Genomic DNA, 11,704 nt, shown 5'->3' on the forward strand with positions numbered 1-11,704 from the left:
TGCGGGAATCGGCGGGCGCCGGGGAGTGGACGCCGCCGGGTTAGCGCAGGGCGCCTTCCATGAGAGACCGGTGCTCGGCCGAGCCGCAGACCGAGACGTCGGGCGGGTTGTTCAACAGCCGCCTCCGTTCGAGGGGGTCCAGCCCCAGGCGCCGGCAGAGCTCCCCGAAGGCGCAGTTGTAATCGGCGAAGTCGGGCAACGGCAGGCCCAGGGCCAGCTTGAAGAGCCAGGTCCGCAGAACGTGGCGGCGGAGCGAATCGCGCTCCAGGCCGCCTTCTTTCAACGCCGCCAGGACGGCGTCCCGGGCCCCGGTCATCTGGGCGGCCGTGTGGCAGACGAGCACCAGATCGGCCCCGGCGCCGAGCGCCATCACCGCCGCCTCCGGGAGCCCGTAGTTCTTCACTATCGCACCCATCTCCAGGTCGTCGGTCACCGCCAAGCCGTCGAAGCCTATCCCGCCCCGCAGGGTGTCGTAGGCCGCCGGGGAGAGGCTGGCGGGCAGGTCGGGGTCCAAGGCGGGGATGACCACGTGGCTGACCATCGCCGCCTTGAGCCACTGACCGTCGGTTAAAAGCGCGCGGAAGGGGGGCCACTCGTAAGCCTCTAGGTGCTCCCGGTTCACGTTGATGACCGGCAGGTCGTAATGGGCGTCCACGGCGGCCTCGCCCTTGCCGGGGAAGTGCTTGGCGCAGACGGCGACGCCAGAGGCGAGAATCCCCCGGGCCACGGCGGCTGCGTACTCGCAAACCACCTGCGGGTCCGAGGAGAAGGATCGGTCTCCGATACCGGGGTTGGACGGGTTCGTTAAAACGTCCACCACCGGGGCCAGGTTCCAGTTGCAGCCCACCGCGGCCAGCTCCCGGCCGATGACCTCCCCCACCGTCTCGGCGCCCGCGGGGTCCGTCCTCCCCGGCAGCTCACCCATGGCCGGGATGGCGGTGAAGCCGTCCTTCAGCCGCCGGACCCTCCCCCCCTCCTGGTCCACGGCGATGAGAAGACCGGGCAGGCCCAACTCCGCGGCCTCCGCCTGCAGGGCGCCGGTCAGCTCCCGCAGTTGAGCGGCGTCGGCGATGTTCCGGCCGAAAAGGATGACCCCGGCGGGCCGGAGCCCGGCCAGCCTCTCCACCAGCGCGTCGTTCAGGTCGAGACCGTCTATTCCGACCACGAAGAGCTGCCCGACCAGTTCCTCGTCGGTGAGCTCCCCGATGCGCTCCAGAAGCGCGCTCCGTACGTCGTAACGCTCCAGGGCGATTTCCTCGGCGTAAGGGCCGAAACCCAGCCGGTTCGGCAAAAAGGCCAGGACGAGCGCGGCCGCCAGAAGAATGGTAACGACTGTAAAAAGGACGACCTTCAACGCTCCGCCCTTTCAAGGGTTAAACAACGCCGTCTCGGTCATGTCCGCTCCGCGTTACAGAGGGGCCTGCCATTCTGCCGCGGCAAAATGACTTCCCTGTAAGGAGGAGGGCCCTGGCCGCCCTCCGGCAACGAAAACCGCACCACGATGCGCCGATGAATCCAAATCGAGCTCTCGCACTGATCGGGAAACGGCCCGCCAACGTCAATGCTTGATGTCCAGCATCTCGACGACGGTATCGGCCCGCTTCACCAACTCCACCGGCGCTTTCCGACCGGTGAGAACCAGTTCCACGGGGAATCCCACCTCGAATAACGTCTCGACGTCCGCAAGGGGGATAAAACCGGCCTCCATCGCGTCCAGGAGCCCGTCCAGCACCACCAGGTCGTGGCCCCGGGCCACGATTAAGTCGAGGGCCGTCCGCCAGCCCTTCTGGGCCGAGCTCCGCCCGTCCACCCTCAAGTCGGATGGATAAACCTCGATTCCCAGCTTGACCGCCGACTCGGCCTCCCCGGAGGTTTCCGGCCTCAGAAACCGCACCACCGCCACCCGTGCGCCGTTTCCGCGTCGTACCATAGCCAGGCCGAAAGCGGCGGCGCTGCTGGTCTCGACCTCGCCGGAATAGATCCTGACCTTGCTGTCCGTATCCGCCACTCATGCTCCTTCAGCTGGGTAAAAGCGGTCAGGCCTCGTCGCCGTCCTTGGAGGCGATCAGCCGGACGAAGAGGGCCACCACCTTGGGATCGTACCGCGAGCCGGCCTCGGCTTCGAGCTCGGCCAGGGCCGACCGCGCAGTTTTTGGCTGCTGGTAGCGCCGCCCCGAAATCATCGTGTCGTAAGAATCGGCGACCGCCACCAGGCGCGCGCCGACGTAAGCCTCCTCGCCCGTGAGCCCCAGGGAGTAACCCTTGCCGTCCCAGCGCTCGTGATGCTGGCGGACGGTCTTGATGCACTCCTCGTCGAACCCCAAGAGCTTGAGGATGTCCGCGCCGACCTCGGGGTGCGCCTCCACCTGTCTCTGCTCCTCCTCGGAGAGCTGCACCGTGTCCTGGATGGTGGCGTCGGCCAGGGTGGCTATCATGCCGACGTCGTGCAAAATGGCGCCGTAGACGATCTGGTGGATTTCCTGCCGGGGAAGGCCCGCCATCTGCGCTAGCTGGGCCACGTAACGGCTGACGCGCTCGGAGTGGCCGCGGGTATAGGGGTCGCGGGAGTCTATGGCGGCGATGAGGCGGCCGACGGTGTCGCGGTCGTGCTTGTGCAACCGCTGGAACAACCGAGCGTTCTCCAGATGGACGGACACCTGCTTGGAGAGGCTCCAGATGAGGCGCAGCTCCTCGGCGTCGTAATCCGTCTGCCCGACCCTGGGCCCCAGGGCCAGGACGCCGAGGAACTCGCGCGTGGATACGAGCCCGCAGACCATCGTCAGGCCCAGCTCGGTCAGCTTTTGCGTCAGGCTGCCCGCGCCGCCCTCGGTCAGGGCTTCCAGCGGCAACGGCCTCTTCGCCTCCAAGAGCTCACGGCGGAAATCCTCGGAGAGGACCTGGGAATAAGTCAGGTCGAGCTCGTTAGTGATGCCCTTGGCCATCTTGAGGTTCAGGTGGTCGCCCTCCATCAGGAAGACCGCCGTGCGACTGACGCCGAGCTGCCCGATGACGATGACCAGGAAGGTGTTCAATAGCTCGTGAACGGCGAGTTGGGTGCTGAAATCACGGGCGGCCTGGAACATGGTCTTGAGCTCGAGGGTCTTGCGGTTGAGCTTTTTACCGGCAAGGGTCAGCGCCTCGTCCGAGCGCGTCAGTCGCTCCGAGGTGGCCGCCAGTTCGCCGACCAAAGGCTCGATTGAGAGGTGGTAGAGGACGAACCAGTTGAGCTGTCGGCCCAGAAGAGAGAGGGCCTCGACCTCACCCTCGATGATGGGGCTGGGACCCAAGCAGATGAACGCATGGAGACCCTCGCCGCTCCGCAAGCGGAAAATACCCTGGGTGCCCGTCATCTGCAGCGTCTCGAGCTCCTCCGACGGTGGGAACGCCCGGCGCCAGCGCGGGAAGAGGATGAAATCGTTCTTCGCGCCGCGCAGGTGGTCCACGAACGCCCCGTCAACGGGCAGGCGGAAGCCCGGGCCGATGCCGGTGCCCTGACCGGCGACGACCAGGGGCGCGAAAAAACCGTCGCCCGTCTGGGTGAAAAGCGCCATCCACGGAATACCGAAGGCGTGGACCGCGGCGCTGAGGGCAAGCGCGATTGGCTGATCGGTGCTCCGGAGACGGACCAGGACATCCGAGAACTCGAGCACGTCCTTTGGGGTGGCCAGGGAGCGGAGGGGAACCTCGATGGGGGACGGGGCACTTGGGACTTCGGACGTCGTGGGGGTGAGCCGGGAAAAGTGGTTCAGGGCCTCGTCAACCGAGTCGTAAATTTTGAAGTAATCCAAAAGGTCCAAAGATTCCAGCACACGACGGATGCGGGGAGGGATTACCGCGAAAACGATGTCGCCGTCCGAGGCTCGGATCTCCTTGGCCACGGAGATGAAGGCGCCCACACCCGCGCTCGAGATGAACTCGAGCTTATCGAGGATGAAGACGCTGTTGTACACACCCTCGCCCAGGCAAGTCTCGAAGAGCTTCTGTATGTCCGTCGAGCCCTCGATGCCGAGCATGCCGGAAATTTCATAGACGCGGACGCCGTCCGGGCTGGTGCGGTTGAGGGCGATGGAGAGCTCGTGCATGGCTCGCCGTATGGTCGTGGGCGTGGTGCCGGTTTTAAGATGCGCAGTGGAGGGTCCGAATGACCTTAAACATCAAAAAGCGTGCCAGTTCCGAGGAGGCAAGGGGTTTCGCCAGAGGCGTAGCTCGCTCCGCTCGGTTTGCCAGGGGCATAGCTCGGTTCGCCGGGGGCGTAGCTCGGTTCGCTCGGTTAAGCCCCTCGTCTCCATAAACGGCGCAACCCTAATCCGCTCCTATGCCGGTAACTCACCGCCGCGGGGTCCGCTAGAGACCCCTTCCCGTATGTTAACCCCGCTTCGGCGTAGGTCGAACCGTAGGTCGAACCGTAGGTCGAACCTCGAACAACTTTTTCATCTCCAGGACGTTCAGGCCGTCTCGATTGTAGAAGCTGACCTCGTCCATCAGGTTGCGGATCATCCAGAGGCCCAGCCCTCCGTCGGCCCCCCGGTCAATGAGCTCCCACACGTCGGGCGAGACGCGATCCGCGTCGTCGGGAGGCCGGAAGGGGGGGCCCGTATCGTAGATGAAGATTATCGCCGCGGATTCCTGTATCTCAAGCTCCACCTCGATGTCGCGCTCCGGGGAGTCTCTGTAGGCGTGCTCGATGACGTTGGCGCAGCCCTCGTAAACCGCCAGGGTGATGTCGTCGCGCACGGTTCCCGGTACGCCGTGCAGGGAGGCCACCCGGCTGACGAACCGTTTGATGCCCGCCAGGGCCTCAAGGTCGGATTTCAAACGGATACTGTACCGTTCGTGTTTCATCGCCCGTGGGTTCGCGGGACCCCTGAAACCCGTGTTCAAAGGGTAAAAAGACCCTATCAGCAAGCAATGATAGGGCTTGGCGTAAAAAAAGTCAACGCGGCCGATTCTAAAGCGGACACTCGATAACTCTTTGATATACAACATATTACGTTCTACATACCCCGGGGACCGAGGGCCATTATCCCCCTAAAAGGGCTGGGGGAGCGGTTTTTTCGCAATATTTTTCTTGACAAGCCTTTGAAAGCCTGTTTATAGTAGATCCATCAGCTGCAGCAAAGCTGTAAAAGCGCATTAAACAACGCTTCACATGCGGTAAGCCCCGGTTCCAATTCTTGGCAATCGGGGAGCCGAAGGTCCATAAAACGAGACAGGCGCGTAAGCGCCGCTACCCCAAGGGGGAAAAATGACCAAGCAAGACCTCATCGATCGCATTGCCAGCCAGACCGGCCTTACCAAACGCCAGGCTGGCCAGGCCCTCAATGCCGTAGTTGACGGCATCAAGGGCGCCATGAAGAAGGGCGAGCGTGTGACCCTCGTCGGCTTCGGCACCTTCTTCGTCGCACAGCGGAAGTCCCGCACCGGCCGCAACCCGCGGACCCAGCAGAAAATCAACATCCCGGCCCGCAAGGTTCCGAACTTCCGCGCAGGCAAAGAGCTCAAGCACCTGGTTCGGTAACGGGATAACCCGTTCGTAAGAAGGGCCCCCAAAGGGGGCCCTTTTTTAAAAGAACAACGAGGATGACGAAACGACCTGATGGGGGCCCTTTTTTGCGCAGAGATAATCGGCTTCGACGACCACCTTTAATAGCTTCGCAAGAATAGCCCCCCCAAAGTGGCCCTTTTTAAAAGCACAACGAGGATGACGAAACGACTGTGGGGAAAGACCGAAATGAGCCCCTTGAAGGAACCCTTTTTAACGGGATTACGAATCGGGCGCCTGAGCACTTCGCAAGTCTTCGGTAACCTGATCTCACGTCACGTTCGCGGCGTCCCTAGTCCGCGGCTGAGTCCGCCCGTCGGCGATGGCGCGACGTCCGCAAAGGACCTCACGGCCGCGTACTTCGCTGGTTTTACGCCAGAGCATATCCACGAAGGCCTCGAGCCTCGTTTGCAATCCCGCCTGTCCCGTGGACTCGTCAATATCCAGAGAAAGAACCGCCATGCCGGTCACCGCCCCGATGCGCGGCAGTATGCTCTTGGCCACAATCTCCGGTATGCAGGTGAATGGCGAGAGCTGTATCACGCCGTCGAAGCCTTCTCGCGCGTAAATGACGCTCTCTCCTACACTCTCGCGCCCATCCCCCCCGACCCAGAACTGGAGGAAGTGCGACGATGCCCTGGCAATCCGGTGCTTGGTCCATCGCCGGTAGATTCCGCCCACGAGCCACTTGGTGGCGTAGAGGCTCCGGTGGACTTCGACGCCCATGTAGCCCAGGGTCCGCTCGATGTCACAGTTGGCGAAGGCGTCCAGGACGACGAAAATCTCTCCGACGATGCCGACGCGGAGCGGCTCGAAGTCGCGCTTGATGGGTACGTTCCGGGAGAAGAAACGCCCTATACACTCCACCAGGTCGTCGTAGCGGTGGATGGTGGGTATCTTCGCGACCTGCGCGAGCGCCCGGTCCATGGTCCGGTCCGTCGAGCCGGGGTAGAGCTCGCGCGGGCGGTAGAAATGGGACAGGCGCTCGATCTCCTCCACCGCCTTGAGCAAGCGCCACGCATACACGGTCTGTGTAATCCGCTCCGCCCAGGTCATGCCCGGGCTCATCCGCTTGATGTTGGTGATGATGGGCGGTTCGAGGAGGTAGAGTTCCAGGGGGTGGCCGTGCTCGGCCAGTATCTGACGGTGTAGGACGCCGTAGAGCCCGGCGCGGCAAGGTCCCCGACCCCCCGAGGTGAAAATGGCCTCTATCTCGGGGTGCTGCGCCAGCACCTGGAAATACTGCCCCGTGATGATTTTAAAGGGGAAGCAGACGAACTCGGGGCTGTAGCGCGTACCCAGGGAGAGGGTGTGCTTGGTCGGGGGGGGCGGGATGAAGACCCGGTGCCCGAAGCCCTCCAGAAAGCGCCGGTAGCCGATGTGGCAGAGACCCATGCGCGGGGTGGTGATATTCATGCCATTGCCCTCTCCACTAACTGCGCCGTCGGCTGGTATAATAGCCCCGAGAGCGACACCTTGTCTACAAACCTCCTCCGATTGCCCGACCTTCAGGGTGGATGGGATAAGCGACTTGCAGCGTTCACTCGCGGTCTTCGTCCTATTTGCCTTTGCCGCGTCCGCCACCGGCGCCGGCACCGCCGTGTTCCCCCTCGACCCCGGCGAGTGGCTCTCGGGCGGCCTTTCGGTGTGGCTGGCCCGGGCGTTGGACACCGTGTGGTATGTGGCGGAGATGGCGGACTTCGATACGGAGCCGGGAAACCTGGCGGGGATGAACCGGACGGCCGCCGCGGACGGCCTTGACCGGCTTCTCGTCGTCAACTGCGGCTACCTCGGTGAGCGTGTTACCCTCGAGCTCTTCCTCTTCGACACCGGGGACGAGACGCTGATCGGCTTCTGGCAGGGATTGATCAATTACGACGCCCTCCCCGGAGAGCTGCCCTCCGGTTTGAGTGCGGTAATCGGGGACCTCGACCTCCCCGCGGTTGAGTATCCCGCCGGTTTCCTGGACGACCGCCGGGCGGACTTCACCGCCTACTTCGGAGGATGATGGGGGAAGGTCCGGCCAGGCTCTTCACCGACGGTGGGGCCCGGGGAAACCCCGGCCCCGCGGCCTACGGGCTCGTACTCTACGATGCGGACGGAAACGAGCTTCTCCGGCGCGCGGGGAGAATCGGACGCGCCACGAACAACGTCGCCGAGTACTCCGCCGTCATCGCCGGCCTGGAGCTCGCCCGCCAACTCGGGCTCACCGGGCTGGACGTCTACCTGGACGCCCAACTCGTCGTCCGCCAGCTCACCGGCGAGTACAGGACGAAAGACCCGCGCCTCGCCGAGCTCAAGACGAGGGCGCTCGCCCTCGCTCGGGAACTGACCCGCGTCCGCTTCCACTTCATCCCCCGCGAGGAGAACCGCCTCGCCGATTCCCTCGTCAACGCCGCCCTCGACGGCCGGAACCCCGACACCCTGTGAGAAAAATCCTCCGAGCCGCACCCCTTTTCCTCCCGCTGCTCATATCCTGCGCCGCCGAGGAGCGGGACGACTTTATCGCCATGGACACGGTGGTGGAGCTCTGCGCCGTGGGTGGGGACCGCGCGCTGGAGGGTGCCCGGCGAGCGGTGGAGGCCGTGGAGGGCTGGGCCGACTGCTACAACCCCGAGGCGGAGCTGTACCGGCTCAACCTGTCGGCGGGCGGGGGACCGGTACGGGTCTCGGCGGAGCTGGCGGAGGTCCTGGAGGTGTCGCTCCGGGTCGCCGAGAAATCCGGCGGCGCTTTCGATCCCACCGTCCTGCCCCTCATCGAAGCCTACGGGTTCAACGGGGATAAACGGAGGGTGCCCGGCGACGAGGAAATTTCGGGGATACTCACCCGTGTGGATTACCGGCGGATCGGGCTCGTCGGGGACGGCGTGGATATACCGGAAGGAGTAGCCCTGGACCTGGGCGGCGTGGCCAAGGGGTACGCCGTGGACCGGGCCCTCGATGCGATGGCGGACGCCGGCGCCGAGGCCGGCCTGGTCAACATCGGCGGGGACATCGCCGTGTTCGGGGAGAGAGCCGACGGCGGTCCGTGGACCATCGGCGTCCAGCACCCCCGGGCGCCGGGGGAACTCTTCGCCGTCCTGGAACTGGAGAACGGGGCGGTGGCCACCTCGGGGGACTACGAGCGCTACTTCGTCGTGGACGGCGTGCGCTACCACCACATCCTGGACCCTAAAACGGGCCGCCCCGCGCGGGGGCTAATCTCAGTGACCATCACCGCGCCTACCTGCGTCCTGGCCGACGCCTACGCCACCGCCGTGTTCGTCCTGGGGCCGGAAAAGGGGCTGAGGCTCCTGGAGGCCGACGACGAGCTGGAGGGGCTGCTGATATACACCGGGGCTGACGGGGAGCTCGATTACGCCGTCACGGACGGTCTAGTGGAAAGGCTGAAAATCCTGAGCGGGAAATAAAAAGGGGCTCCGGGAGCCCCGCCGCATCGCCCGCAGGCTAGAAACCGAAGAACTCCCGCATCTGACCGAGGATGGCCCGGCGGATGTGGTCGGCTTTATCCTTTTCCGCCATCGTCTTCTGCTCGTGCTCGGTGAGGTACTTCGATATGAGGGCCAGGTTCTGGGTGACCCTTTCGCTGGCGGCCACGGCCAACTGCGCGCTCACCTCGGGGTGCCCCTGGAGGATTTCCCTGAAATCCTCCTTCCCCAGGGCGTAAACCTCGCTCTCATCGACGGCGACGACGGTGGCGGTCCTCGCCTCGCCCGTCAGCAGGCTCATCTCGCCGAAGAAGTTGCCCGGTCCCAGCTCGGCCACCTTGACCCCGAAGCGGTGCTTCGCCTTCGCCTTCTTCACGAAAACCTCGAACCGGCCGCTCCCGATCAGGTAGAAGGTGTCGCCCTCGACCCCCTGCTCGATTACGACCTCCCTCCGGGCGAAGAGCTGGGTCTTGAAAACCCGGGCGAGCTTCTCGAACACTTCCGGCTTCAGGGGCGAGAAAAGGTCCACGCCGTGGAGCATCTCGATCCGCCGGGCCAGTGACCTCCGGGCGCCCTCCTCCAAGACCCGGTCGTCCACCTGGTGGAAGTAGACGTCGCGGATGGGGAAGGGGAGGGTTATGCCTTCGCGCTTGAAGGCGTACCAGAGCCGGTTCATCACCTCGGCCCGCACGTTGCGCAACCTGGAGTAGTCGTGGATGTAGAAGCGGATCCGATACTTGATGGAGAACTCATAGAAATCCGTGAGATAGAGGCACTGCTGAGCCGGTTCGATCCCATCCACATCCTCCAGCACCTCGCGGATGACCCGGCGGACCTTCTCGGGCGGGTCCTGGTAGCTGATGCCGATATTCAGATCGGCCACGTGCTTCGTCGTGGGGTGGGAGTAGTTGCACAGGTCCGAGGAGGCGATGACGCTGTTGGGCAGGATGACGTCGTCCCCGTCGAAGGTGCGGATCCGCACCTCGCGCCAGTTCATCTGCACAACCTGGCCCTCGAACTCCTTGATCGCCAACCAGTCGCCGATCTGGAAGGGCTTGCTGGCCTGGATGCTCATCCCGGCGAAGACGTTCCCCAGGGTGTCCTGGAGCGCCAGGCCCAAAACCAGGGAGAGCACCGCCGACGAGGCCAGGAGCGCCGAGATGTCCAGTTTCGTCGCGGTCCCGATGACGGCCACGAGCGCGACGAAGTACGCGAGCCCGCGGACGACCTGCTGAAAGAGGGCGGGCAACGGCTTGCGTTGCCTTTTCTCCCGGTTTCGTTCCCAGAAGAAGTAGCTGAAGATGTTGATCAAGAGGAAGGCGGCCGAGAGGCTGGCGACGGACGTGACAACGATGTAGAACCAACCCCCGGTCACATTCACCCAGACCAGGGCGCCCAGGACACTGATGAACAGCAACAGGACGCGGAGGAAGAAGTTGTACCGACGGGCCAGACGCCACTCGGGCTTCCCCCGCTCGGTCCCCTTGGGATGGGGCAGCTTGAACCCGGCCTCCCGGAGCACCTCCTCCGCCTGCCGTGGCTGCGCCTCCACCGGAGTCTGCGCCGTGACGGGGAGGAGGAGCAGGAACAGGGCGATGAGGAGAACCTGTTTCACTTTAATGTCCTATTCATCCCGGGCGATTCTAACACACGCGGTCGGGTGACCTCCGGTGGTTTGCTCGGTTCGCGATGACGTAGGGGCGGGGCTCTGTCCCCGCCCGCGGGCGACCGCAGAGGGTCGCCCCTACGGGCTCGCTTCGCTCGGTTAAACCCCTTGCCTGTCTGCGGCTCCACCCCCGCGGACCCCGGAGCTAGGCGCATTCCGGACAGTACTTCGCGACCCAGGCGGTGAGACGGTCCACGAAGCTCTGCAGGTTTACCAGGCTGTTGGCGAAGCTGAAGCGGATGTAGCCCTCGCCGGCGGAACCGAAAGCGGTGCCGTGGAGCGCGGCGATATGGGCCTCCTCGAGCAGGCGGTCGTTTATCTCCTTGGCGGGCATCCCCAGGCTCGAGAGGTCGGCAAAGGCGTAGAAAGCCCCCTTGGGCTCGTTCACCTTCAAACAGCCGAGCTTGCGCAGGGCGGGGATGAGATATGCGCGGCGCTCGGCGAACTTCTGTCGCATCCGCTCCACGGCGTTCCAGCTCTCGGGATTCTTTATCGCCTCCAGCGCCCCGTACTGGTTGAAGGTGCAGGTGCAAGAGTTGGAGTTGGTGGTCAAGGTCGCCAGCTTCTTGGCCAGGAGCTCGGGGACGACGCCGTAACCCAGGCGCCAGCCGGTCATGGCGAAGGTTTTGCTCCAACCGTCCACCATTATCAGCCGGGGCTTGAGGGAGTCAAAGGCGAGCGCCGATACGTGAGGTTCGTCGTAGACGATGGAGGAGTAAACCTCGTCGGAGAGGACCCAGAACCCGTGTTTCTCCGAGAGCTCGGCAATCCGGGCGTAATCCTCCCCGGCGAACATCCCGCCGGTGGGGTTGTGGGGGCTGTTGGTGACGAGTATCCGGATTTTATCGGCGTCCGCCTTTTCGGCGAGCCAGTCCAGGTCGGGCCGGAAGCCCTTTTCCGGGAGGAGGGGGTAGGTTTCGATCCGTGCGCCGACTATCATCGCCGCGGCCTCGTAAGCCGGGAAATTGATGTCGGGGATGAGCACCAGCTCCCCGGAGTTGACCAGGGCCTGGAAGCTGAAGAAGATGAGCGGCTTGGCTCCGGGGGCGATGACGACCTCGGCGGGGC

At 64.3% G+C, this 11,704-nt stretch carries 11 protein-coding genes; 4 read left to right on the forward strand and 7 right to left on the reverse strand.

Annotated features, from left to right (window positions below):
• Nucleotides 1-40 precede the first annotated feature (40 nt).
• The 4 genes from nagZ to NTW26_01885 form a co-directional block, all read right to left on the reverse strand.
• On the reverse strand, nucleotides 41-1,354 hold the full coding sequence (gene nagZ / locus NTW26_01870) for a beta-N-acetylhexosaminidase (protein ID MCX7021020.1): 1,314 nt from the start codon (nucleotides 1,352-1,354) through the stop codon (nucleotides 41-43).
• 204 nt (nucleotides 1,355-1,558) lie between these two features.
• Nucleotides 1,559-2,008, reverse strand: a complete 450-nt coding sequence (locus tag NTW26_01875) for a cob(I)yrinic acid a,c-diamide adenosyltransferase (GenBank protein ID MCX7021021.1) — start codon at nucleotides 2,006-2,008, stop codon at nucleotides 1,559-1,561.
• A 28-nt stretch (nucleotides 2,009-2,036) separates the two neighbouring features.
• Nucleotides 2,037-4,082, reverse strand: a complete 2,046-nt coding sequence (locus tag NTW26_01880; GenBank protein MCX7021022.1) for an HD domain-containing protein — start codon at nucleotides 4,080-4,082, stop codon at nucleotides 2,037-2,039.
• A gap of 283 nt (nucleotides 4,083-4,365) precedes the next feature.
• Nucleotides 4,366-4,815, reverse strand: coding sequence for an ATP-binding protein (locus NTW26_01885; GenBank protein ID MCX7021023.1), 450 nt, complete (start codon nucleotides 4,813-4,815; stop codon nucleotides 4,366-4,368).
• Nucleotides 4,816-5,245: 430 nt separating this feature from the next.
• On the opposite strand from NTW26_01885, the gene NTW26_01890 reads away from it, so the two are divergent.
• Nucleotides 5,246-5,518, forward strand: a complete 273-nt coding sequence (locus NTW26_01890; protein ID MCX7021024.1) for an HU family DNA-binding protein — start codon at nucleotides 5,246-5,248, stop codon at nucleotides 5,516-5,518.
• A 294-nt stretch (nucleotides 5,519-5,812) separates the two neighbouring features.
• Here NTW26_01890 and NTW26_01895 read toward each other — a convergent pair whose 3' ends face one another.
• The gene (locus NTW26_01895) at nucleotides 5,813-6,958 is read right to left on the reverse strand and encodes a CoA protein activase (protein ID MCX7021025.1); all 1,146 of its coding nucleotides are present in this window, start codon (nucleotides 6,956-6,958) and stop codon (nucleotides 5,813-5,815) included.
• A 115-nt stretch (nucleotides 6,959-7,073) separates the two neighbouring features.
• Between NTW26_01895 and NTW26_01900 the strand changes: the two genes are divergently transcribed.
• Genes NTW26_01900 through NTW26_01910 form a run of 3 tightly spaced genes read left to right on the forward strand, consistent with a single transcriptional unit; the run spans nucleotide 7,074 to nucleotide 8,952 of the window.
• Nucleotides 7,074-7,550 (forward strand): hypothetical protein, encoded by a 477-nt coding sequence (locus tag NTW26_01900; GenBank protein ID MCX7021026.1) that lies wholly within the window; start codon nucleotides 7,074-7,076, stop codon nucleotides 7,548-7,550.
• Nucleotides 7,550-7,972 (forward strand): ribonuclease HI family protein, encoded by a 423-nt coding sequence (locus NTW26_01905; protein MCX7021027.1) that lies wholly within the window; start codon nucleotides 7,550-7,552, stop codon nucleotides 7,970-7,972. Before NTW26_01900 ends, NTW26_01905 begins: the two co-directional genes overlap by 1 nt.
• Nucleotides 7,969-8,952, forward strand: a complete 984-nt coding sequence (locus NTW26_01910) for an FAD:protein FMN transferase (GenBank protein MCX7021028.1) — start codon at nucleotides 7,969-7,971, stop codon at nucleotides 8,950-8,952. The genes NTW26_01905 and NTW26_01910 overlap by 4 nt, the downstream gene beginning before the upstream one ends.
• 37 nt (nucleotides 8,953-8,989) lie before the next feature.
• Here NTW26_01910 and NTW26_01915 read toward each other — a convergent pair whose 3' ends face one another.
• Together NTW26_01915 and NTW26_01920 are read right to left on the reverse strand one after the other, a co-directional pair.
• Entirely contained in the window at nucleotides 8,990-10,585 is a 1,596-nt protein-coding gene (locus NTW26_01915; protein ID MCX7021029.1) for a mechanosensitive ion channel family protein, read from the reverse strand.
• Between the two features lie 196 nt (nucleotides 10,586-10,781).
• On the reverse strand, nucleotides 10,782-11,704 hold a 923-nt coding region (locus NTW26_01920), incomplete at its 5' end, for an aminotransferase class I/II-fold pyridoxal phosphate-dependent enzyme (GenBank protein ID MCX7021030.1).

It is taken from the genome of bacterium, from assembly GCA_026398675.1.
GTDB lineage: Bacteria > RBG-13-66-14 > RBG-13-66-14 > RBG-13-66-14 > RBG-13-66-14 > RBG-13-66-14.

Coding starts and splice junctions, on each gene's coding strand:
- NTW26_01890 (MCX7021024.1), top strand. CDS start 5,246: ATGACCAAGCAAGACCTCATCGATCGCATTGCCAGCCAGACCGGCCTT.
- NTW26_01880 (MCX7021022.1), bottom strand. CDS start 4,082: ATGCACGAGCTCTCCATCGCCCTCAACCGCACCAGCCCGGACGGCGTC.
- NTW26_01895 (MCX7021025.1), bottom strand. CDS start 6,958: ATGAATATCACCACCCCGCGCATGGGTCTCTGCCACATCGGCTACCGG.
- NTW26_01905 (MCX7021027.1), top strand. CDS start 7,550: ATGGGGGAAGGTCCGGCCAGGCTCTTCACCGACGGTGGGGCCCGGGGA.